The following is a 23,298-nucleotide window of genomic DNA, read 5'->3' on the forward strand; positions in this document are numbered from 1 at the left end:
ATGATGCAGACGCTCCGCCCGATCCTGATCCTCCTCGCCGTTCTCGTAGGCTTCGGCGGCGCACCGGCGCGGGCGCAGGAATTCGTCGCGCGGCAGATCGAAAACCTCGTTTCCACCGACTCCCTGAAGGTGAAGATCGACGGGCTGTCCGGCGCGCTCACCGGGAACCTGCGCATCGGATCCGTCACCGTGTCCGATCCGCAGGGGCCTTTCCTGACCGCGCGCGACCTCGCGATGGACTGGTCGCCGCTCAGCGTGGTGCGCTCCGACATCCAGATCCAGTCGCTCACCGCCGGGCAGATCGTGCTGGACCGGCTGCCGAGCCTGCCGCCCTCGCAGGGCGCGGATGCCTCGTCCGGCGGTGGCGGGCTGCCGAACCTCACCGCCAACGTCCAGAAGCTCGCGATCTCGGAATTCGTCGTCGGCGAGGCGATCGCCGGCCGCCAGGCCCGGCTTTCCCTCGACGCCCGGCTGGTGCTCGAAGCCGATCCGACGCGGCTGGAAACGGCGCTGAACCTCAACCGGCTCGACCAGCCGGGCCGCATCACCGCCAATATCGCCTATGCGCCGAACGAGAACCGGCTGCAAGTGCAGGTGGATGCCGGCGAGCCGGCGGGCGGCCTCGTCGCGACCCTGCTCAAGATCCCGAACGCGCCGCCGGTGCAGCTCACCGTCAACGGCTCGGGCCCCTTGAGCGACTTCATGGCGAACGGCTCGCTGAACGTCGACAACGGGAACGCCGCGATGCTGACGGCCCGCGTCGCCGATGCGCCGGACGGTCGGCGCGTCACCGCCTCGCTCAACGTCGCGGCGGAGCGTTTCGCGCCGGCGGCCTATCAGGCCTATGTGCGCGGCGGCGCGAATCTCGACGCGAGCGTGCTGCTTCGCCCCGATGGCGTCATCGGCATCGAGCAGGCGCAGGTGGCGAGCCAGGCGCTGCGCCTCACCGCGAACGGCACGTTCGACCGCGCCGGCCCACAGACGGCGCTCGACGTGGCGCTCGCAAGCCCGGACGGCGGCCCGATCGCGGTGCGGCTCGGCGAAGGCGATGCCGGGACCCGCGTCGACCTCACGGAGCTGCGAGCGAAGCTCGCCGGCGCGCTGTCCGCCGCCGATATCGACCTCAACGCCACGCTGCCGCAGGCCGGCTACGGCCCGTACGGAGCGCGCGACCTCACCCTCGCCGTCACGTCGCGCGGCTTCGACGTCACGAAAGTCTCCGGCCCTCTGACGCTGGAAGCGAATGCCGGCGCGGTGGAGATGCCGGAGGGCGTCGGGGCACGCTTCACCGAGGGGCGCGTACGGATTGCCGCCGACGGGGCGCTCAGCCCGGACAGCCTGACGCTGAACCGAAGCGCGGTCACGACCGGCGCGGCGAATGCCGCGATCACCGGCACCGCGGCGCTGAACTTCTCGACCTTCGACTTGGCGCTTTCCAGCGACTTCCAGACGCTCGCGCTCTCCGCTGCGGCGGTGCCGCTCGCCGGCGACCGCACCAGCCTTTCCGGCCGCGTCTCGCGCGACGCGAGCGGGGCGCTGGCCGCGCAGGACCTCGCCGTCCGCTCGACCGGCCTCAACATCGACGGCTCGGCGCGGCTCGCGGGCGACGCGGTGGAAGCCAACGTCAAGGGCACGATCGACGCCGACAACGCGAACGACGCCGCGATCTCCGGCAAGGCGGACTTCGCGCTCACCGCCAAAGGCCCGACCGCGCAGCCGGACCTCGATCTTGCGCTGAACAGCCAGGGCCTGCGCGTCAACGGCCGCGAGCTTGCCAACCTCAAGGTCGCGGCGCGCGGCAGCTTCACCGGGGCGACGCCGAAGGGATCGGTCAATCTTTCCGGCACGCTCGACGGTGCGCCGCTGACCGGCGCGGCCAACCTCGCGACCCTGCCCTCCGGCGAGCGGCGGATCACCGACCTTGCCATCCGGCAGGGGCCGAACGCCGTCACCGGCGACCTGACGCTGACCACCGCCGCCGTGCCGACCGGCCGGCTCGACGTGGCGGTGACGGATGTCGCGCCGCTCGCGGCCCTCGCGCTGCAGCAGGCGAGCGGCGACCTCGCCGGGCGCATCGACCTTTCGGTCGGCGCCGACGACTTCCCGGTCGCGACCGTGGACCTGCGCTCGAACAAGCTGACGGCGGCCGGCAACACGCTGACCGGCGCGGCGCTGAACCTTTCCGTGACCGACTATCTCGGCAAGCCGCTGCCGAAGGGCACGATCCGCGCGAACGCGATCGAAGCCGGCGGCGTCGCCGTCGACGGCTTGACGATCGACCTGTCCCAGGCCGGCGACGGCACGCGGCTCGACGCCAGGGCGCGCGCCAACGGCGTGCCGGTGGAGCTTGCCGGCGTCGCGACGATCCGGCCGACCGAGACCGCGATCGCGCTGGAGACGCTGAACGCCGCGATCCCGGATGCTGCCGTCGCGCTGGAACAGGCGTCCCGCATCCGCATCGCGAACGGCACCACCACGATCGATCCGACCGTGCTGAAGATCGGGAACGGCCGCCTGCGCCTCGGCGGCACGGCGGGCGGGCAGCTCAACCTCGACGCCAAGCTCGAAGCCGTGCCGGTCGCGGCCGCGAACCCGTTCGTGCCGAACCTCGCCGCGTCCGGCACCCTCGACGGCGAGGCGACGATCTCGGGCGCGGCCAGCGATCCGCAGGCGCGCTTCCGCATCGAAGCGAAGCAAGTCGAGACCAGCCAGACACGGGCCGGCAAGCTGCCGCCGATCGCCGCTAACGCCAACGGAGACTTCGCCGGCGGCATCTTGAACTTGGCTGGCGCCGACGTGAACCTCGGCACCGGGCGCATCCGCGCCAGCGGCCGGGCGGGCGGCGACCTCCTCGATCTCACCGCGACGCTGGAGAACGTTCCGGTCGCGCTCGCCAACGGCTTCGTCGACCAATTGAACGCCGCCGGCACGATCTCCGGCTCGGCGCGCGTCACCGGCTCGCCGTCGCAGCCGAACGCGACGTTCGATGTCCGCGGCACCGGCATCACGGCGAAGGAGATCGCCGAGGGCGGCGTGCCGCCGATCGAACTCGTCGCCAACGGCTCCTACGCGAACGCGTTGCTGACGCTCGCCCAAGCTCGCGCCACGATCGGCGCGGCCTTCGTGGAAGCGTCCGGCACGGCCGGCGACACGCTGAACCTGAACGCCCGGCTGCAGGACGTGCCGGTCGCGCTCGCCAACGGCTTCGTACCCGGCCTCAAGGCGACGGGCACCCTCTCCGGCACGGCGACTGCGACCGGCTCGGCGGCGAACCCGAACGCCCGCTTCGACATCTCAGGGAACGGCATCACGGCGGAGGGCACGCGCAAGGCCAACATCCCGCCGGCGCAGCTTCGGGTCAACGGCACCTATGCCGAAGGCACGGCCGACCTCCAGACGGCCGTCGTCAACGTCGGCGATGCCGCGATCCAGGCGAGCGGCCGGGTGGGCCAGGCGCTGGACCTCCGTGTGCAACTCGCCGACGTGCCTATCGGGCTTGCGAACGGTTTCGTGCCGGGCCTCGGGGCCACCGGCACGATTTCCGGCGCCGCCACCGCGACCGGCACGCTCGCCGATCCGAACGCCGCCTTCAATCTCACCGGTTCGGGGATCACCGCCGAGCGGATCGCGGCTTCCGGCATCAAGCCGCTGTCGCTCGACGTCGCGGGCCGCGTCGCGGCCATGACCGCCACGATCGAGCGTGGCCGGGTGCAGGTCGGCGACGGCTCGCTGAACGCCACCGGCACGGTCGGCCACAACCTGAACCTGAAGGTCGACATCGACCGGCTGCCTGTCGGCCTCGCCAACGGTTTCTCGGCCGGTCTCGGCGCGGCCGGCACGATCTCCGGCCAGGCGACCGCCACCGGCTCGACCGCGAATCCGAGCGTGAACTTCCGCCTGTCCGGCGACGGCCTCACCGCCAATCAGCTCAAGGCCGCGAACATCCGGCCTGTGGAACTGGACCTTGCCGGCCGCTACGCTGGCGGCACCGCGACGATCGATTCTGGCCGCATCGACATCGGCGACGGGTCGATCACCGCCAGCGGCACGGTCGGGCAGCAGTTGAACCTCAACGTCGCGCTGGACGACCTGCCGGTCGCGCTGGCGAACGGCTTCGTGCCGAACCTCCGCGCGTCCGGCACGATCTCGGGCAGCGCCGAAGCGACGGGCTCGGTTGCCGACCCGCAGGCGACCTTCGAGATCGAGGGCCGGCAGATCACCGCGGCCGACATCCGCGCGGCCGGCGTCGCGCCGCTGGAGCTCGACCTTTCGGGCCGCTATGCTGGAGGGAATGCCGAGATCGGCACGGCGCGGATCACGGTCGGCGACGGCTCGGTGATCGCCACCGGCAAGGTCGGCCAGAACCTCGACGTCGACGTGACGCTGACGCGCCTTCCCGTCGCGCTCGCCAACGGCTTCGTGCCCGGCCTCGGCGCGCGCGGCACCGTCTCCGGCAAAGCCTCGGCGGACGGGCCGATCGCCAACCCGACCGCCACGTTCGACATCCGCGCCGACGACGTCTCGACGACGCAGACCCGCGCCGCCCGCACCCCGGCGCTCGACGCAGTGGCGAGCGGCACCTACGAGAACCGGACCGTCGCGATCCGCACGGCGCGGGTCACGGTCGGCAGCGGCGCGGTCGAGGTGACCGGGCGTGCCGGGCAGCAGCTCGACTTGAACGTCGCGATCCGCAACCTGCCCGCCTCGCTGGCTTCGGCCGCCGCGAGCGGCATCGACCCGACCGGCACCCTGAACGGCACGGCGCGGGCGACGGGGGCGGCATCGAACCCCGCCGCCACCTTCGACCTGAACCTCACCGGCTTCTCGGTGAAACAGACCCGCGACGCTGGCGTTGCCGCCCTCGGCATCCGCGCGAACGGTGCGTTCGAGAACCGGAACCTCCGGTTCGACACGAACCTCACCGGCGGCGGGCTCGCCTTCACCGCGAACGGCACGGTGAACGTCGCCGGAAGCCCACGCTTCGACGTGCGCGCCAACGGCACTGCGCCGCTCTCCCTTGCCAACCGCATCCTGGCGGAAGGCGGGCGCGCGGCGCAGGGGACGGTGCGGATCGACGTCGCGGCGTCCGGCACCGCGGCGGCGCCCAACGTCACCGGCACGATCTCGACTTCCGGCGCGACCTTCACCGATACGGGCTTCAACGTCGCGCTCCGCGGCATCAACGCCCGGATCGAGCTCAACGGCCAGACGGCAACGATCGCCAATTTCAGCGGCAATCTCGCGGCCGGCGGTTCGATCTCGGCCAGCGGCACGGTCGGGCTGACGGGTGGCTTCCCGGCGAATATCCAGATCCGGGCGAACAATGCGCGTTACGCCGATGGACAGCTCGTCGCGACGACGCTTTCCGCGGCCCTGACGATCACCGGACAGTTGACCGCGACGCCGCTTCTTGCCGGCACGATCAACGTCGCCGAATTGAACATCCTCGTGCCGTCGTCCTTCCCGTCCTCGCTGGCGCGGATCGACGTCAAGCGCCGCAACGCGCCGGCACGCGTCATCCGCCAGCAGCGCCAGCTCTTTCCGCCGCAGAAGAGCGGCGGGGGCGGCGGCATCAACCTCGACCTGACCTTGAATGCGCCGAGCCGCATCTTCGTGCGCGGCCGCGGCCTCGACGCGCAGCTCGGCGGTTCCCTGCGCATCCAGGGATCGGCGGCATCGCCCGAGATCACCGGCGGCTTCGATCTCCAGCGCGGCCGGCTGGTGGTCCTCAACAAGCGGCTCGACTTCCAGCGCGGCCGCCTCGCCTTCACCGGCGACCTCCTGCCCCTCCTCGACTTCCTCGCGACCTCGCAATCGGGCGATGCCACGATCAACATCGCGGTGACCGGGCCGGCTAACGATCCGAGCTTCAACTTCTCGTCCTCCCCCGCCCTGCCGCAGGACGAGGTGTTGGCCCGCCTGATCTTCAACCAGGGCACGACGAACCTCTCGCCGCTCCAGATCGCGCAGCTCGCCGAGGCCGCCGCGCAGCTCGCGGGCGTCGGCGGCTCGACCGGCCTGTTGGAATCCTTACGCTCGCAGATCGGCGTCGACGACATCGACATCCGCACCACGGCGGACGGCCAGACGGCGGTTGGCGTCGGCAAGTATCTGAACGACCGCACCTATCTCGGCGTCGACTCCACCGGGCGCGCCTCGGTCAACATCGACATCGCGAAGGGCTTGAAGGCGCGCGGTTCGGTGACTGGCCAAGGCGGCGGCGAGGTCGGCATCTTCTACGAGAACGAGTACTAGGAGGCTGTGTGGAAAGTCCCGCCGGATCGGCCCGGGAGACTTTCCGGACAGCCTTATCAGTGCAAACGAAAAGGGCGCGGCACCCGCAGGCGCCACGCCCTTCGCACACGTCGTCGCGCGAAGCTTACTTGACGTAGATCGTCACTTCGCGGTTCGGCTTCACGGTGATCGAGTCGATCGAGTCGACCGGCACGTTCTGCGCCGCGAGCTTGTCGGCGAGACCCGGGTTCGCCGCGATCGTGTTCTGGATCGACATCGGGTCGGTCTTGGTATTGGCGGCCTTCGAGGCCTCCGAACGGCGCGTCACGATCGTGTAGTCGGTGCCGGCCGCCATCGACCCGCTGGCTTCCGGAAGCGTCGCGGAAGTCGCCTGCGCGAAGGCGGGCGAAACCGCGAAGAGGGCGATGGCGGCGGCCAGAATGGTCTTCTTCATGATGGTAATCCTTAACTAGTGCCCATTAATCCGCCTTTGTCGGGACGGACCGAGTTGCTCCGATGGCCCTCGCTGCGGGCGTGACGGTGCTGAAACAGTCGAATGGCGTTTCCGTTCCGACAGGGGGAATACCTGCGTCCGGCCGCGCCGGCGCCGCGGCGACCGGTTCCGGCCGTCTCGGCCGCCGAACTGCGACGGGGAGATGAAATTAACCCTCCGCCTATCGACCATCCTCGCGCGGATGATAAGTCCCGCTCGGAAACGGTTCGAACCGGATCGAGGAACGCCATGAGCGAGACAGCCCAGAACGATGGCTTCATGGCGCTGCGCCAGCGCGGCGCGGCGGCGAGAGCGGAAGGCATCCGCGAGCGTTTCGCCGCCGACCCGGCACGCTTCGAGGCGTTCCGCTTCCGCTTTGAGGACATGCTGCTCGACGTGTCGAAATGCGCGCTCGGCAAGGACGATCTCGACGCGCTGGTGGAACTGGCCGGCCGGGCCGGCGTCGCCGACAAACGCGACGCGATGTTCTCCGGCGCGCCGATCAACTCGACCGAGAACCGCTCGGTGCTTCACGTCGCGCTGCGCGGCCATGTCGAGGACGGCTTCGAGGCCGCGGGCAAGCCGGTCGGCCAGGAGGTCGAGGAAGTGCTCGCGCGCATGAGCGCCTTCGCCGACGGCATCCGCTCCGGCGAGATCAAGGGCTCCACCGGCAAGCGAATCACCGACGTCGTCAACATCGGCATCGGCGGCTCCGATCTCGGCCCCGCCATGGCGACGCTGGCGCTCGCCCCCTATCACGATGGGCCGCGGGCGCATTTCGTCTCGAACGTCGACGGGGCGCACATCGCCGACACGATCAAGCTGCTCGATCCCGAAACGAGCCTGTTCATCGTCGCCTCGAAGACCTTCACCACGATCGAGACGATGACCAACGCTCAAACCGCGAAGGATTTCGTCGCCAGGGCGCTCGGGGACGAGGCGGTGGGCCAGCATTTCGCCGCCGTCTCCACCGCGCTCGACAAGGTCGCCGCCTTCGGCATCGACGAGACCCGCGTCTTCGGCTTCCGCGACTGGGTCGGCGGGCGCTACTCGGTCTGGTCGGCGATCGGGCTGCCGGTGATGATCGCCATCGGGCCGAAGAACTTTCGCGCTTTTCTCGAAGGCGCGCGGGCGATGGACCGGCACTTCCGCTCCGCCCCGGCGGCCGAGAACCTGCCGATGATCCTCGGCCTGGTCGGCTGGTGGCACCGCGTCGCGCAGGGCTATCCCGCCCGCGCGATCCTGCCCTACGACCAGCGGCTGCTTCGCCTGCCGGCCTATCTGCAGCAGCTCGACATGGAATCGAACGGCAAGCATGTCGGCCTCGACGGCGAGCCGACGCGCACCGTCACGGGTCCGCTCGTCTGGGGCGAGCCCGGCACCAACGGCCAGCACGCCTTCTACCAGCTCCTCCACCAGGGCACCGACGTCATTCCGTGCGAGTTCATGGTCGGCGCGAACAGCCACGAGCCGGAGCTGAAGGTCCACCAGGACCTGCTCCTCGCCAACTGCCTCGCCCAGTCCGAGGCGCTGATGCGCGGCCGCACCATCGCGGAAGCGAAGCAGCAGCTCTTGGACAAGGGAGCCGACGCTGCGGAAGCGACAAGAATAGCGCCGCACCGCGAATTCGCCGGTAACAGACCGTCCATAACCATCGTGTACAAGTTGCTGGATCCGTTCACGTTCGGACGGCTCGTCGCCCTCTACGAACACCGCGTCTTCGTCGAAGGCGCCCTGTTCGGGATCAATTCCTTCGACCAGTGGGGCGTCGAGCTGGGCAAGGAACTGGCGACGAGCCTCCTGCCGGTCGTGACCGGGGAAACCGATTCCAGCGGCCACGACGGATCCACCGCCGGGCTGGTGGAGGCGATCCGCCAGATGAGGAGCTGAGGGCCATGAGTTCCGCCGCCGAGAAGAGCCGCCGCAACAGCGAGACGGCCGCGCCGGAGGATGCCGGCGACGTCGCGGTGGCGGCGCCGAAGCCGACCCCGCGCCGCAACGATTCCGCCTCGCTCGCCAAGGAAATCGCCGAGAAGCTGACCTACGCCATCGGCAAGGACCCCGCGACCGCCCGCCGCCACGACTGGCTGGAGGCGGTGACGCTGGCGGTGCGCGACCGCATCGTCGACCATTGGCTCGCCTCCAATTCCCGCAACGTGCAGAGCGGCGCGAAGCGCGTCTGCTACCTGTCGATGGAGTTCCTGATCGGCCGCCTCTTGCGCGACGCGATCATCAATCTCGGCCTGTCGGAGGCGGTGCGCGACGCGCTCTCGGCCTACGACGTCGACATCGACCTCCTGGAGACGCTGGAGCCGGACGCGGCGCTCGGCAACGGCGGCCTCGGGCGCCTCGCCGCCTGCTTCGCCGAATCGATGGCCTCCGTCGGCATCCAGGGCTTCGGCTACGGCATCCGCTACGTCCACGGCTTCTTCCGGCAGGAGATCGTCGGCGGCGAGCAGGTGGAACTGCCGGAGAACTGGCTGGCGCACGGCAATCCGTGGGAGTTCGAGCGCCGCGAGCGCTCCTTCGAGATCGGGTTCGGCGGCAAGGTCACGACGATCGAGGAAGCCGGCAAGCCGCCGCGCCAGGTCTGGCGCCCGGCCGAGCGCATCCTCGCCGTCGCCTACGACACGCCGGTGGTCGGCTGGAAGGGCACGCGCGTCAACACGCTGCGCCTGTGGAGCGCGCAGGCGCTCGACCCGATCCTGCTCGACGCTTTCAACTCGGGCGACCATATCGGCGCGCTGCTCGAAGCCAACCGCGCCCAGTCGATCACGCAGGTGCTCTACCCGGCCGATTCGCATCTGGCGGGCCAGGAACTGCGCCTCAGGCAGGAATTCTTCTTCTCCTCCGCCTCGCTGCAGGACATCATCCGCCACCACCTGAAGCGGAACGGCGGCGACCTCTCGACCCTGCCGGACAAGGTGTCGATCCAGCTCAACGACACGCATCCTGCCGTCTCGGTGGCCGAGATGATGCGGCTCCTCGTCGACGTCCACGGCCTCGGCTGGGACGAGAGCTGGGACATCACCAAGCGCGTCTTCTCCTACACCAACCACACCCTTCTGCCGGAAGCGCTGGAGACTTGGCCGGTGAACCTCTTCGAGCGCCTCCTGCCGCGCCAGATGCAGATCATCTACGCGATCAACGCGCAGATCATCCGCGAGGCGACGCAAAAGGGCCTCGACGGGGCGAAGGTCTCGGCGATCTCGCTGATCGACGAGGGCTCGGGCCGCCGCGTGCGCATGGGCTCGCTGGCCTTCGTCGGCTCCCACGCGATCAACGGCGTCTCGGCGCTGCACACCGAACTGATGAAGAAGACCGTCTTCAACCAGTTCCACGAGCTCTATCCCGAGCGCATCCAGAACAAGACCAACGGCGTGACGCCGCGGCGCTGGCTGCTCGAATGCAATCCCGGCCTCACCGACCTCGTGACGGAGGCGATCGGCCCCGGCTTCAAGGACGACATCACCAAGATCAGCGGCATCGACAAGCTCGCCGACGACGCGGGCTTCCGCGAGAAGTTCATGGCGGTGAAGCTCGCCAACAAGCAGCGGCTCGCCAAGACGATCGAGGAACGGCTCGCGATCACCGTCGATCCGACCGCGATGTTCGACGTACAGGTGAAGCGCATCCACGAATACAAGCGCCAGTTCCTGAACCTCGTCGAGACCGTCGCGCTCTACGACCAGATCCGCTCGCATCCCGAGATCGCGTGGCAGCCGCGCGTCAAGATCTTCGCCGGCAAGGCGGCGCCCTCCTACGCCAACGCCAAGCAGATCATCCACCTCGCCAACGACGTGGCGCGGGTCATCAACGCCGATCCGTCGGTGCAGAACCTCCTGAAGGTCGTGTTCCTGCCGAACTACAACGTCAGCCTCGCCGAGCTGATCATGCCGGCGGCGGACCTCTCCGAACAGATCTCCACCGCGGGCCTCGAAGCGTCCGGCACCGGCAACATGAAGTTCGCCCTGAACGGCGCGCTGACGATCGGCACGCTCGACGGCGCGAACGTCGAGATGCTGGAGCACATCGGCGAGGACAACATCTTCATCTTCGGCCTCACCGCCGCGGAGGTCGCGGCGCGGCGGGCCGAGGGCCAGTCGGGGCGCGAGATCATCGATGCCTCGCCGATCCTGAAGGGTGCGCTGGACTCGATCTCGCACGGCGTGTTCGGCGAGCCCGGCCGCTACAACAACCTCGTCGACAACCTCTACGGCAACGACTGGTGGATGATCGCCGCCGACTTCGAGGCCTATTGGCAGACGCAGCGCCGGCTCGACGCCCTCTGGCAGGACAGCGACGCCTGGGGCACGAAGGCGGTGCGCAACACCGCCCGGATGGCGTGGTTCTCCTCCGACCGCTCGATCCGCGAATACGCCAAGGACATCTGGGACGCGCCGACCAGCGTCTGAGAATTCGAGACAAGGCGAGGCGGCGGCCCTTTCCGGTGAAAAGACCGGGCGAAGGCCCGCCGCCACCGCTTCCCGAAACCGCGGAAGATGCTAGAATCGTGGAAAAGCCGCGGCGCGGGAGAGCGTCGACGGCAACGACACGACCGTGCCGGGTTTCGGGAGGAAGCTGAAGTATGACGGACCGCAAGCGCCACGCGCCGATCTCGCGCGACACGATGGCCTATGTGCTCGCGGGCGGTCGCGGCAGCCGCCTGATGGAAATGACGGATACCCGCGCCAAGCCGGCGGTGTATTTCGGCGGCAAGACGCGCATCATCGACTTCGCGCTCTCCAACGCCCTGAACTCGGGCATCCGCCGCATCGGCGTCGCGACGCAGTACAAGGCGCACTCGCTGATCCGCCACCTGCAGCGCGGCTGGAACTTCCTGCGCCCCGAGCGCAACGAGAGCTTCGACGTGCTCCCCGCCTCGCAGCGCGTGTCAGAGGACCAGTGGTATGCCGGCACGGCCGACGCGGTGTACCAGAACGCCGATATCATCGAGGACTACGCCCCGAGATACATGATCATCCTCGCGGGCGACCACATCTACAAGATGGACTACGAGATCATGCTCCAGCACCACGTCGATTCGGGTGCGGACGTGACCGTGGGCTGTCTCGAAGTGCCGCGCATGGAGGCCGTCGGCTTCGGCGTCATGCATGTCGACGAGACCGGCCTCATCACCGACTTCATCGAGAAGCCGAAGGATCCGCCCTCCGTGCCGGGGCGGCCGGACATCGCGCTCGCCTCGATGGGCATCTACGTCTTCGAGACGAAGTTCCTGATGGACCAGCTCCGGCGCGACGCGGCGGACCCGAACTCGAACCGCGACTTCGGCAAGGACATCATCCCGCACATCGTCAAGCACGGGAAGGCGCAGGCCCATTCCTTCAACCGCTCCTGCGTGCGCTCGGCGCAGGAGACCGACGCCTACTGGCGCGACGTCGGCACGGTGGACGCCTACTGGCAGGCGAACATCGACCTCACCGACGTCGTGCCGCCGCTCGACATCTACGACCGCGACTGGCCGATCTGGACCTATAGCGAGATCACCCCACCGGCGAAGTTCGTCCACGACGAGGACGGGCGGCGCGGCTCGGCCGTCTCCTCGCTGGTGTCGGGCGACTGCATCATCTCCGGCGGCTACCTCAAGCGCTCGCTGCTGTTCACCGGCGTGCGCGCCCATTCCTATTCGACCCTGGACCATGCCGTGGTGCTGCCGCACGCGCAGATCGGCCGCGGCGCGCGCGTCTCCAACGTCGTGATCGACCGCGGCGTCCACATCCCGGACGGCCTCGTCATCGGGGAGGATCCGGATCTCGACGCGCAGCGCTTCCGCCGCACGTCGAGCGGCGTCTGCCTCGTCACCAAGCCGATGATCGACAGGCTCACCTATCGATGAACCCGGTCGTCCTGTCGGTCGCCTCGGAGATCTACCCTCTGATCAAGACCGGCGGCCTCGCGGACGTCGCGGGCGCGCTGCCGCTCGCCCTGGAAGACCTGGGGCTTCGGGTGCGGAGTCTCCTGCCGGCCTATCCGACGGTGATGGCCAAGCTCACCAACGGCTCGACGCCGGAGCCGATCCTCGACCTGCCCGATCTTTTCGGCGGGAACGCGCGCGTTCTCACCGTCCGCTACGCCGACCTCGACCTCCTCCTCCTCGACGCCCCGCATCTCTTCGACCGGCCGGGCGGCCCCTACATCACCGAGACGGGGCAGGACCACGCCGACAACTGGGCGCGCTTCGCGGCGCTCTCGAAGGCCGCGGCGGAGATCGCCGGCGGCGCGATCGCGGGCTTCCAGCCGGACATCCTCCACGCGCACGACTGGCAGGCGGCGCTGGCCCCCGTCTACCTCGCCTTCAACGGCACAAAGGGCGTGCGCTCGGTCGTCACCATCCACAACCTCGCCTTCCAGGGCGCCTTCGCGCCGGACATCTTCGCGAAACTCGGCTTGCCGCGCTCGGCCTGGTCGTTGGAAGGCGTCGAGTACTACGGCTCGGTCGGCTACCTGAAAGGCGGCCTCCACGCCGCCGACGTCGTCACCACCGTCTCGCCGACCTATGCCGAGGAGATACTGACGCCCGAAGGCGGCATGGGCCTCGACGGCTTGCTTGCCGGGCGCGGCAACCGGCTGGTCGGCATCGTCAACGGCATCGACACCGACGCCTGGGATCCGGCGACCGACGCGGCGCTGCCGCAGACCTATTCGGTGAAGACGCTGAAGGCGCGGGCCAGGAACAAGCGCGCTTTGGAGGCCGAGTTCGGGCTGGCGCACAACGACGACCCGGTGTTCTGCGTCATCAGCCGCCTCACCTGGCAGAAGGGCATGGACCTCCTGGCGGAAGCGGCGGACGAGATCGTCTCCAGCGGCGTCAGGCTGGCGATCTTCGGCTCCGGCGACCGGATGATCGAGGGCGCGTTCCACGCGGCCCATGCCCGCCACCCGGACCGTATCGGCGTCAAGATCGGCTACGACGAGGCGCTGGCCCACCGCATCCAGGCCGGCGCCGACGCGATCATCATCCCGTCGCGGTTCGAGCCCTGTGGCCTGACGCAACTCTGCGGCCTCAGATACGGCTGCGTGCCGGTCGTCTCCAGAGTCGGCGGCCTCGCCGACACGGTTATCAACGCCAACTATGCCGCCGTGCAGTCGAACGTCGCGACCGGCACGATCTTCGCCCCGGTCACGGCGAAGTCGCTGCACGACGCGGTGGTCCGGACGCGCGACCTCTACCGCCAGCCGGCGCTCTGGCAAAGCATGCAGAAACGCGGCATGGCCACCGACGTGAGCTGGACGGCGAGCGCCGCCCGCTACGTCGAGCTCTATCGCGGGCTCATCGAGGGAGAACCGCCGCAATGATCGAGACCGTCGCAACGAGCCCCTACGACGACCAGAAGCCCGGCACGTCGGGCCTGCGCAAGAAGGTGCCGCACTTCCAGCAGCCGAACTACGTCCAGAACTTCGTCCAGGCGCTGTTCGACGTGGTGGAGCGTCCGGAAAGCGCCGTTCTCGTGATCGGCGGCGACGGGCGCTTCTTCAACCGCGAGGTGGTGGCGATCGCGATCCGCATGGCGGCCGCCAACGGCTATGCCCGCGTCATCGTCGGGCAGGACGGCATCCTCTCGACCCCCGCCGCCTCGAACCTCATTCGCAAGCGCAAGGCGTCCGGCGGCATCGTGCTCTCGGCCAGCCACAATCCGGGCGGCCCGGACGGCGACTTCGGCATCAAGTACAACATCGCCAACGGCGGCCCCGCGCCGGAGAAGATCACCGAGGCGACCTTCGCGCGGACGAAGGAGATCCGCGAGTACCGGATCGTCTCGGAGGAAGCGCCGGACATCTCGCGGATCGGCGAGCACCGGCTCGGCGACCTCGTGGTGGAAGTCGTGGACCCGGTTGCCGACTACGCCGCCCTGATGCGCGAGCTGTTCGATTTCGCAGGCATCCGGGCGATGATCGCGGGCGGTTTCCGCATGCGCTTCGACGCGATGCATGCCGTGACCGGCCCCTACGCGAAGGCGATCTTCGAGGGCGATCTCGGCGCGCCGGCCGGCACCGTCGTCAACGGCACGCCGCTGCCCGATTTCGGCGGCGGCCACCCGGACCCGAATGCCGTCTACGCCAAGGACCTCATCGACCACCTGATGGCGCCGGACGGGCCGGACTTCGGCGCGGCCTCCGACGGCGACGGCGACCGCAACCTCATCGTCGGGCGCGGCATCGTCGTCTCGCCGTCCGACTCGCTCGCCGTTCTCGCCGCCAACGCCCATCTCGCGCCGGGCTATTCCGGCGGCATCGCCGGCATCGCGCGCTCCATGCCGACCAGCCAGGCGGCGGACCGCGTGGCGCACAAACGGGGCATCGGCATTTACGAGACGCCGACGGGCTGGAAGTTCTTCGGCAACCTCCTCGATGCCGGCCGCGTGACGATCTGCGGCGAGGAAAGCGCCGGCACCGGCTCCAACCACGTGCGCGAAAAGGACGGCGTCTGGGCGGTGCTCCTCTGGCTGAACGTGCTGGCGGCGACGAAGAAAAGCGTCAAGGACATCCTCGAAGCGCACTGGCGCGAGTTCGGGCGGAACTACTACCAGCGCCACGACTACGAGGAGGTCGACGCCAAGGGCGCGAACGCGCTGATGGATTCGCTCCGCGACCGTCTCGCCTCGATGAGCGGCCAGCGCTTCGGCACGCTCGTCGTCTCGGAAGCCGACGACTTCTCCTACAAGGACCCGGTGGACGGCTCGATCTCGACCGGCCAGGGCGTGCGGATCGTCTTCTCCGGCGGCTCGCGCATCGTGTTCCGCCTGTCCGGCACCGGCACGAAGGGCGCGACCTTGCGCGTCTATATCGAGGCCTACCAAGCGGACCCGGCCAAGCACGGCCAGGCGCCCGCGGAAGCGTTGAAGGAACTCATCGAGACGGCGGAGGCGGTCGGCGAGATCCGCCGCTGGACGGGGCGGAACGAGCCGGACGTCATCACCTGACCGGCGCGGCATGACGACCGCCCTCACCGCCGAGCGCGGCCGCCCGCCGGCGCTCGGCGCGACGGTGGAGGATGACGGCATCCACTTCGCCGTCTATTCCGAGAACGCCGACGAGGTGACGCTCTGTCTCTTCGACCAGTACGGCGCGCGGGAAACCGAGCGGCTGCGCCTGCCCGGCCGCGACGGCAACACCCGCTTCGGCTTCGCCCCGGAGCTGCCGGAGGGGACGCGCTACGCCTTCCGGGCGCGCGGTCCCTTCGCACCGGCGGAAGGGCATCGCTTCGACGCCTCGAAGCTCCTCGTCGACCCCTACGCGATCCGGCTCGACCGGCCCTTCGTCTACCGACCCGAGCTCGCCGCCCCGCCGTCGCGCGGGGTCGACAGCGGCCCCTTCGTGCCGCGCTGCATCGCCGAGCGTCCGAGCCAAGAAGGCCGCCCGCTCCCCTTCGCGCCGCCGGGTTTCACCTACGAGATGCTCGTACGCGGCTTCTCGCAACTGCGGCCGGACGTGCCGGTGCGGCTGCGCGGCACGGTCGCGGCGCTCGGCGAAGCGCCGCTCCTCGACCATCTCTCGCGCCTCGGCGTCGAGACGGTGGAGCTGATGCCGCTGACGGCCTCGCTCGACGAGCGGCACCTGCCGACGCTCGGGCTGACCAACGCCTGGGGCTACAACCCGATCTGCCAGATGGCGCCGGATCCGCGCCTCGCGCCGGGCGGCTTCGCCGAAATCCGTGCCGCGGTCGAGGCGCTGCACGGCCGGGGCATCCGCGCCCTCCTCGACATCGTCCTCAACCATTCCGGCGAAAGCGACGAGTTCGGCCCGACCGTCTGCTACCGCGGCCTCGATAACGCCCTCTACTACCGCCACGCGGCCGACGATCCGAGCCGCCTCGTCAACGACACCGGCACCGGCAACACCTTCGCGGCCGACCGCGGGCCGGTGCTCGATCTCTTCCGCGCGACGCTCCGGCGCTGGGTGGAGGAGACCGGCATCGACGGCTTCCGCTACGATCTCGGCACGGTGCTGGGGCGCCTGCCGAACGGCTTCAGCCGCTCGGCGCCGTTCTTCGCGATGGTCGCCGAGGACCCGGTCCTTAAGGACCGCATCCACGTCGCCGAGCCCTGGGACATCGGGCCGGGCGGCTATCAGGTCGGCAACTTCCCGCCGCCCTTCCTCGAATGGCAGGACCGCTTCCGCGACGACGTGCGCCGCTTCTGGCGCGGCGACGACCGCACCGTCGGGGCGTTGGCGACGCGGCTCGCCGGCTCCGCCGACCTTTTCGGCGCGCCCGGCCGCAAGCCCTCCGACGGCGTCAACTTCCTCGCGGCGCATGACGGCTTCACGCTCGCCGACCTCGTCGCCTACACGCAGAAGCACAACGAGGCGAACGGCGAGGGCAACCGCGACGGCCACAACGACAACCATTCCTGGAACAACGGCGTCGAAGGCGTGACGACCGATCCGGCCGTCCGCGAGGCGCGGGGCCGCGACGTCCGGGCGCTACTTGCGACGCTGTTCGTCGCGCGCGGCAACCCGATGCTGACCGCCGGCGACGAGCTCGGCCGCACGCAGGGCGGCAACAACAATGCCTACTCCCAGGACAACGAGATCACCTGGATCGACTGGCGGCGCGCCGACCGCGAGCTCGTCGACTTCGTCGGCCGGCTGCAGCGCCTCCGCCGCGGCCACCCCGCCCTCGCGGCCGACGCCTTCCTGACCGGCGAGGCAGCAAGCGGCGGCCAGCCGGACGTCGAATGGCTGCGCGAGGACGGCGCGGCGATGACCGTCGCCGACTGGAACGAACCGCACCGGCGCTTCCTCGGCTTACGCCTCCACGCCCCCGGCGGCGAGGCGGCGACGGTCTACCTCAATGCCGGCCGTGACGAGGTGCTGGCGACGCTCCAGTCCCCGCGCCGCGGCAGCGGCCTCGTGCTGGCACTCCGCTCCGACCGCCCCGATGCCGAAGCCGCACCGCTCGATCCCGAGCGCCCCCTCCCCGTCGCGGCACGCTCCGTTTTCGTCCTCGTCGAGGAAAACGCGTCGCGCTCGCCGCAGCCGGCAGGATCGATTATCTAGACGGGATGCCGATCCGCCAGCTTCCCGATGACGTCATCGACCAGATCGCCGCCGGCGAGGTCGTCGAGCGGCCGGCGAGCGTCGTGAAGGAGCTGGTCGAGAACGCGCTCGACGCCGGCGCGACGCGCATCGCCGTCGCCACCGCCGGCGGCGGCAAGACGCTGGTGCGCGTTTCCGACGACGGCGGCGGCATCCCGCCGGACGAGCTGACGCTGGCGATCCGCCGACACTGTACCTCGAAGCTCGGCACCGACATCTTGGCTATTCGCTCGCTGGGCTTCAGGGGCGAGGCGCTGCCCTCCATCGGCTCGGTGGCGCGGCTGACGCTCCGCTCGCGCTGGGAGAAGGGCGACGGCGCGGAGGAGGTGCTCGTCGAGAACGGTCGCTGCGAGGGGCCGCGCCCGGCGGCCCTCGGCCGCGGCACGGTGGTGGAGGTGCGCGACCTCTTCCATTCGGTGCCGGCGCGGCTGAAGTTCCTGAAAGGCGAGCGGGCGGAAAGCGCCGCCGTCACCGACGTCGTCCGGCGCATCGCGCTCGGACACCCGGAGGTGCGCTTCGAGCTCTCCGGCACCGACCGTTCGAACCTCGTCCTCGAACCGGGCGACGAGCGCAAACGCATCGCCGACGTGCTCGGGGCCGAGTTCATCGACAACGCCCTCCCCATCGACGCGGAGCGCGAAGGCGTGCGGCTCACCGGCTTCGCCTCGATCCCGACCTACGGGCGCGGCAACGCCCTGCAGCAATACGTCTTCGTCAACGGCCGGCCGGTGCGCGACAAGATGCTGCTCTCGGCGCTGAGAGCCGCCTATTCCGACGTGATGGCGCGCGACCGGCATCCCGTCGCCGTCCTCCATGTCGGGATCGATCCGGCCGACGTCGACGTCAACGTTCATCCGGCGAAGGCGGACGTGCGCTTCCGCGATCCCGGCCTCGTGCGCGGCCTCGTCGTCGGCGCGATCCGGCAGGCGCTCGGCACCTCGGGCCTCCGTCCCTCGACCGCCGGCGCGGCCGGCATGATGGACGCGTTCCGCGCCCCCGGTTTCGCTGGCGCGAGTGCCGCGCCCCGTCACTCGCCCTTCGGGGGCGCCCGGTCGCCGGGCTACCATGCGGCCCGGCCGCGCGAGAGCTTCGACCCGGCGACCTCGCCGTTCCGGCCGCTGGACGGCGAGGCGGCGGTGCTCGACCGCGGCCTCGCGGAAGAGACCGCCGCCTTCGCCGGCTTCCAGCCGCAGGCGCGCCGGCCGGAACCGGTCGCGGTGCCGGTACCGGTTCGGCAGGACGAGCATCCGCTGGGCGCGGCGCGGGCGCAGATCCAGAAGGCCTTCATCGTCGCCGAAACGCCGGACAGCCTGGTGATCGTCGACCAGCACGCCGCGCACGAGCGGCTCGTCTACGAGGCGCTGAAAACAGCGATCCACGGCGCGCCGCTGGCCTCGCAGGGGCTGCTGATCCCCGAGATCGTCGACCTGCCCGAGGAGGATGTCGACCGGCTGGTCGCGTCCGCAGCGGACTTCGGGCGCTTCGGTCTATCGCTCGAACGCTTCGGACCGGGCGCGGTCGCGGTGCGCGCGACGCCGGCGATGCTCGGCGAGGTCGACGCGAAGGCGGTGCTCGCCGAGCTTGCCGACGAACTCGCGGACGAGCGGATCGGCGAGGGCCTGTCGCTGATGATCGACCGGGTCGCCGCCACCATGGCCTGCCACGGCTCGGTGCGGGCCGGTCGGGCGCTGCGGCCGGCCGAGATGGACGCGCTCTTGCGGCAGATGGAGGCGACGCCCGGCTCCGGCCAGTGCAACCACGGCCGTCCGACCTTCATCGAATTGAAGCTCGGCGACATCGAACGGCTGTTTGGCCGCCGCTGAAAGGCGGTTTATAGAAACCCGCGAACGATCGGACGACAGGCATGATGAACCGGATGGATTCGGGCGGCGAGGCGCGGCTTCGCTACGGCGACGGCGACTTCGAGGTGCTGAAGCCCGGCGCCTACGTGCGCTGCGCCGTGACGAACGAGGCGATCCCGCTCGACATGCTGCGCTACTGGAGCGTCGCGCGGCAGGAGCCCTATGCGAGCGCGCAGGTCTCGCTGCAGCGCGAACTGGATGCCGATCCGAAGCTCGGACAAGCGATGGCGGCCCGCTAGGGCCTCAGCCGCCGGGCCTTGAAAGCGGCGACCGCTTCCCGCACGAAGCGCCGGGCGAGTTCCGGCGGCTCGAAGACGAGGTCGACCGCGAAGACGTCGACGGCCTCGCGGAACCTCGCTGCCGTCTCGCCGCCACCCTCCAACCGCACAAGGTCCTTCGCAGTGGTCACGAGGTCCGCCCCGGCGCGGCGCGCGGCCTCGCGGAGGTCGTGCATCTCCTCCTCCGAGAAGCGGTGGTGGTCGGGGAAGTCGCGCGCGCCGGCGAGCGTCGCGCCGGCCTCGCGGAGCGAGCGGTAGAACTTCTCCGGGTCGGCGATACCGGCAAACGCGAAGACGCGCCGCTCCCGGAAACGCTCGGCCTCGCGGGCCAGGAGGCGCGCCTCGAAGACCGGCCGGTTGCTCCGCGCGGTGAGCCGGATCGCGGCGTCGCCGGCCGAGCCGCGGCCGATCACGAGCAGGGCGTCGGCGTGGCGGATCTGGTCGCGGAGCGGCGCGCGAAGCGGCCCCGCCGGCACGACGCGGGCATTGCCGAGGCCGCGTCCCGCATCGATCGCGACGAGCGTGAGGTCGGCGGCGAGCCGCGCGCTCTGGAAGCCGTCGTCCATGACGAGGAAATCCGCGCCGGCCGCGACGAGGAGCGCCGCGGCGCGCTTGCGGTCCGCCGCCACCGCCGTCGGCGCTTCCTGCGCGAGCAGCATCGGCTCGTCGCCGACGAGACCGGCATGGTGGTGCGCGAGGTCGACGAGCGTCGCCTCCCGAAGCGCGCCGCCGTGCCCGCGCGACACGAAGCCCGGCGACAGACCTTCCGCGCGGGCGGCGCGACCGAGCGCGATCGCGGTCGGCGTCTTGCCGCCGCCGCCGACGGTGAAGTTGCCGACGCAGACGACGGGCACGCCGGCCTCCGCCCGCTCGCCTCGTTCGAGGCGGCGGGCGGCCGCCGCGCCGTAGGCGCTGGCGAAGGGTGCGAGACAGGCCGTCTGCCAGCCCGGCGCCCGCCACCAGAAGGCGGGCGTCTCCCCCGCCATCATCGGGCGGGACCTCGCGCGCGGCCTTCGAGGCTGGCCGCGATCCGCAAGGGGTGAATGAACGGCTCCAGCGCCTGCATGGTACGCGTCAGCGCGCCGCGCATCTCGCCGGCGGCGTCGCCCGCCGCCGCCATCATGCCGCGCCGAAGGTCCGGCCGGTCGAGAAGGTGGGCGACGATGTCGCGCAGGTTGTCGCCGTCCTTGACCAGCCGCGCGCCGCCGCGGCGCAGGAGCTGGAGATAGATGTCGCGGAAGTTCTGGACGTAGCGGCCGGAGAGGATCGCGGTGCCGAGCATCGCCGCCTCCAGCGGGTTCTGGCCGCCGTGGCCGGCGAGCGAGCGCCCGACGAAGGCGATCTCGGTGAGCCGGAGATAGAGCCCCATCTCGCCCATCGTGTCGCCGAGGAAGATGTCGGTGGAGCCGTCCGGCACCTGCCCCGCCGAGCGGCGCGCGACGTTGAGGCCGCGGGCCGCGAACTCGGCACCGAGCGCGTCGGCACGCTCGACATGCCGCGGCACGACGATGGTGAGGAGATCGGGCCGCATCAGGCGGAGCGCCCGGTGCACGTCGACCGCCACCGCCTCCTCGCCCTGATGGGTGGAGACGGCTGCCCAGACGGCGCGTCCCCGGATCGCCATTTCCACCTCCCGCAGCGCCATCGGATCGAAAGGCGGCGGGCCGGCTTCGGCCTTGAGGTTGCCGGCGACGGTGATCGCCCGCGCCCCGAGGACGTGGAACCGCTCGCCGTCGATGTCGGACTGCGCGACGACGTGAGACAGGTTCTCGAGCAGCGCCTCGGCGATCGAGGGGGCCGCCTTCCAGCGGCGGAAGGAGCGGTCCGACAGCCGGGCGTTGACCAGCACCTGCGGCACGCGGCGGCGCTGCAGTTCCATCATCGTCGTCGGCCAGATCTCGCTTTCCGCGACGATCGCGAGGTCCGGCCGCCAATGGTCGAGGAAGCGCATGACCGATGGCCGCAGGTCGAGCGGCACGTACTGGTGGATGACGCTGTCGCCGAGACGGTCCTGCACCATCGCGGCGGAGGTGACCGTGCCAGTGGTCATCACGACGTGGATCCGCTCGCCGGCGATCTCGCGCACCAGCGGCACCACGGCGTTCGATTCGCCGACGCTCGCGGCATGCACCCAGACGACGGGGCCGGTCGCCGGCCGCTCGACGCTCGGGAAGCCGTAGCGCTCGCGGCGGCGGGGCCGCTCCTCCTTGCCGCGCGAGGCGCGCCAGGTGACGTAGGCGCCGAGCATCGGGTAGGCCGCGGCACCCGCCATGCGATAGGCCGCGAGCGCGGCGCGCGCCATCCGCTCGCTCATCGCGCGCGCTTGCCGTCGGCGAGCGCCGCCACCTGGCGGTTCGCGGCCTCGATGGCGCGCGTCACCTCCTGGCGCTTCGCCTCCATCACCGCCTCGTCGGCGTCGGCGGGAACGAAGATCGGCTCGCCCATGACGATCGCCATGCGCCCGAACGGCAGCGGGATCGTGGTGCGGTCCCAGGTCCGGGCGAGGACGAGGCGGCGGCTGGTCACCGCGGCGGACGGGATGATCGGCCGGCCGGTGATCCGGGCGAGCGTCACGACGCCGAGCCCGGCCTCGCGCGCCGTCGCCTTGGAGATGTCGGCGATCATGAAGGCGTTGGAGCCTTCGGCCACGCGCCGCCGTAGCGCGATCAACGCCCGCGCGCCGCCCTTTTCGAGGACGCGGCCCTGCTCCCGGCCACCCGAACCCCGCACCGTGTCGATCCCGAATTTGCGCACCACCCAGGCATTGACCTCCGCATCGACGTTCTTCGACAGGAGCGCCACGAAGCGCAGGTCAGCGGGACGAAAGAAAGGCGCGAGGAGGTGCTGGCCGTGCCAGAAGGCGACGATGGAGGGGTGGTTCTCGCGCATCCGCCGTTCGGCGGCAGAGCATTCCGGCACGCGCCGCTGCGTCCAGCCGACGAAGCGCAGCCAGCCGTAGGCGAGCCTCGCCGCCGTGCTGAGCGCGAAACGGCTGCGGAACAGGCGTCTGCGACCTTGGCGAAAACGGGTATGCAGCCGGGATGGCTTCCGCCGCGCCGCGCGTTCGGGTCTGTCCTCCGGCCCGGCCGCGGTCGCCGCCGTGGCGGCGGCGGAGGCGTCCGCCTCCGTCACGGCAGCTCGGGATCGAGCAGGCGGTGCATATGGACGATGAAGTAGCGCATCGCGGCGTTGTCGACCGTCTGCTGCGCCCTGCCCTGCCATGCCTTCAGGGCGGAGGCGTAGTCGGGAAAGACGCCGACGAGGTCGAGCTTGGAGGGATCGGCGAACTCGGCGCCGTCGAGGCTCTTCAGCTCGCCGCCGAAGACGAGGTGGAGCCGCTGTTTGCTTTCCGTTTCCGCAACCATCGTTTCCG

The 23,298-nt window shown here is 70.4% G+C and carries 14 protein-coding genes; 9 read left to right on the top strand and 5 right to left on the bottom strand.

Translation table 11 applies throughout. From position 1 onward, the window contains the following. The gene (locus tag F6X38_RS00360) at window positions 1-6,255 is read left to right on the top strand and encodes a translocation/assembly module TamB domain-containing protein (RefSeq protein ID WP_210248872.1); all 6,255 of its coding nucleotides are present in this window, start codon (window positions 1-3) and stop codon (window positions 6,253-6,255) included. A 124-nt stretch (window positions 6,256-6,379) separates the two neighbouring features. Here F6X38_RS00360 and F6X38_RS00365 read toward each other — a convergent pair whose 3' ends face one another. Then, a complete protein-coding gene (locus F6X38_RS00365; protein ID WP_150967556.1) occupies window positions 6,380-6,688 on the bottom strand; it encodes a hypothetical protein in 309 nt (102 codons plus the stop codon). A gap of 288 nt (window positions 6,689-6,976) precedes the next feature. Between F6X38_RS00365 and pgi the strand changes: the two genes are divergently transcribed. The 8 genes from pgi (at window position 6,977) to F6X38_RS00405 (ending at window position 19,886) form a co-directional block, all read left to right on the top strand. Next, window positions 6,977-8,617, top strand: a complete 1,641-nt coding sequence (pgi, locus tag F6X38_RS00370) for a glucose-6-phosphate isomerase (RefSeq protein ID WP_150967557.1) — start codon at window positions 6,977-6,979, stop codon at window positions 8,615-8,617. A gap of 5 nt (window positions 8,618-8,622) precedes the next feature. Continuing rightward, window positions 8,623-11,142, top strand: a complete 2,520-nt coding sequence (locus F6X38_RS00375) for a glycogen/starch/alpha-glucan phosphorylase (protein ID WP_150967558.1) — start codon at window positions 8,623-8,625, stop codon at window positions 11,140-11,142. Window positions 11,143-11,315: 173 nt separating this feature from the next. Beyond that, window positions 11,316-12,584, top strand: coding sequence for a glucose-1-phosphate adenylyltransferase (gene glgC / locus F6X38_RS00380; RefSeq protein WP_150967559.1), 1,269 nt, complete (start codon window positions 11,316-11,318; stop codon window positions 12,582-12,584). After that, complete coding sequence (gene glgA / locus F6X38_RS00385; protein WP_150967560.1) at window positions 12,581-14,044, top strand: glycogen synthase GlgA; 1,464 nt, start codon at window positions 12,581-12,583, stop codon at window positions 14,042-14,044. Before glgC ends, glgA begins: the two co-directional genes overlap by 4 nt. After that, entirely contained in the window at window positions 14,041-15,669 is a 1,629-nt protein-coding gene (locus F6X38_RS00390) for an alpha-D-glucose phosphate-specific phosphoglucomutase (RefSeq protein WP_150967561.1), read from the top strand. The genes glgA and F6X38_RS00390 overlap by 4 nt, the downstream gene beginning before the upstream one ends. 10 nt (window positions 15,670-15,679) lie before the next feature. Further along, complete coding sequence (gene glgX, locus F6X38_RS00395) at window positions 15,680-17,746, top strand: glycogen debranching protein GlgX (protein ID WP_150967562.1); 2,067 nt, start codon at window positions 15,680-15,682, stop codon at window positions 17,744-17,746. 5 nt (window positions 17,747-17,751) lie between these two features. Next, the gene (gene mutL / locus F6X38_RS00400; RefSeq protein WP_150967563.1) at window positions 17,752-19,608 is read left to right on the top strand and encodes a DNA mismatch repair endonuclease MutL; all 1,857 of its coding nucleotides are present in this window, start codon (window positions 17,752-17,754) and stop codon (window positions 19,606-19,608) included. Between the two features lie 41 nt (window positions 19,609-19,649). After that, window positions 19,650-19,886 (top strand): DUF2093 domain-containing protein, encoded by a 237-nt coding sequence (locus F6X38_RS00405; RefSeq protein ID WP_150967564.1) that lies wholly within the window; start codon window positions 19,650-19,652, stop codon window positions 19,884-19,886. Here F6X38_RS00405 and lpxK read toward each other — a convergent pair. From lpxK to F6X38_RS00425, 4 genes are read right to left on the bottom strand one after another with little or no spacing between them, the layout of a single operon-like run. After that, window positions 19,883-20,911, bottom strand: coding sequence for a tetraacyldisaccharide 4'-kinase (gene lpxK, locus F6X38_RS00410; protein ID WP_150967960.1), 1,029 nt, complete (start codon window positions 20,909-20,911; stop codon window positions 19,883-19,885). The genes F6X38_RS00405 and lpxK overlap by 4 nt on opposite strands. Further along, on the bottom strand, window positions 20,911-22,239 hold the full coding sequence (gene waaA, locus F6X38_RS00415) for a lipid IV(A) 3-deoxy-D-manno-octulosonic acid transferase (RefSeq protein WP_150967565.1): 1,329 nt from the start codon (window positions 22,237-22,239) through the stop codon (window positions 20,911-20,913). The genes lpxK and waaA overlap by 1 nt, the downstream gene beginning before the upstream one ends. Then, window positions 22,236-23,057, bottom strand: a complete 822-nt coding sequence (locus F6X38_RS00420; protein WP_246191112.1) for a lysophospholipid acyltransferase family protein — start codon at window positions 23,055-23,057, stop codon at window positions 22,236-22,238. The genes waaA and F6X38_RS00420 overlap by 4 nt, the downstream gene beginning before the upstream one ends. Next, the gene (locus tag F6X38_RS00425) at window positions 23,054-23,290 is read right to left on the bottom strand and encodes a DUF4170 domain-containing protein (protein WP_150967567.1); all 237 of its coding nucleotides are present in this window, start codon (window positions 23,288-23,290) and stop codon (window positions 23,054-23,056) included. Before F6X38_RS00425 ends, F6X38_RS00420 begins: the two co-directional genes overlap by 4 nt. Between the last annotated feature and the right edge of the window lie 8 nt (window positions 23,291-23,298).

The organism is Plantimonas leprariae (assembly GCF_008802405.1).
Taxonomy (GTDB): domain Bacteria; phylum Pseudomonadota; class Alphaproteobacteria; order Rhizobiales; family Rhizobiaceae; genus Plantimonas; species Plantimonas leprariae.

Coding starts and splice junctions, on each gene's coding strand:
- F6X38_RS00390 (WP_150967561.1), top strand. CDS start 14,041: ATGATCGAGACCGTCGCAACGAGCCCCTACGACGACCAGAAGCCCGGC.
- F6X38_RS00375 (WP_150967558.1), top strand. CDS start 8,623: ATGAGTTCCGCCGCCGAGAAGAGCCGCCGCAACAGCGAGACGGCCGCG.
- pgi (WP_150967557.1), top strand. CDS start 6,977: ATGAGCGAGACAGCCCAGAACGATGGCTTCATGGCGCTGCGCCAGCGC.
- waaA (WP_150967565.1), bottom strand. CDS start 22,239: ATGAGCGAGCGGATGGCGCGCGCCGCGCTCGCGGCCTATCGCATGGCG.
- F6X38_RS00425 (WP_150967567.1), bottom strand. CDS start 23,290: ATGGTTGCGGAAACGGAAAGCAAACAGCGGCTCCACCTCGTCTTCGGC.
- glgA (WP_150967560.1), top strand. CDS start 12,581: ATGAACCCGGTCGTCCTGTCGGTCGCCTCGGAGATCTACCCTCTGATC.
- F6X38_RS00365 (WP_150967556.1), bottom strand. CDS start 6,688: ATGAAGAAGACCATTCTGGCCGCCGCCATCGCCCTCTTCGCGGTTTCG.
- glgC (WP_150967559.1), top strand. CDS start 11,316: ATGACGGACCGCAAGCGCCACGCGCCGATCTCGCGCGACACGATGGCC.
- F6X38_RS00360 (WP_210248872.1), top strand. CDS start 1: ATGATGCAGACGCTCCGCCCGATCCTGATCCTCCTCGCCGTTCTCGTA.
- lpxK (WP_150967960.1), bottom strand. CDS start 20,911: ATGGCGGGGGAGACGCCCGCCTTCTGGTGGCGGGCGCCGGGCTGGCAG.
- F6X38_RS00405 (WP_150967564.1), top strand. CDS start 19,650: ATGATGAACCGGATGGATTCGGGCGGCGAGGCGCGGCTTCGCTACGGC.
- glgX (WP_150967562.1), top strand. CDS start 15,680: ATGACGACCGCCCTCACCGCCGAGCGCGGCCGCCCGCCGGCGCTCGGC.
- mutL (WP_150967563.1), top strand. CDS start 17,752: ATGCCGATCCGCCAGCTTCCCGATGACGTCATCGACCAGATCGCCGCC.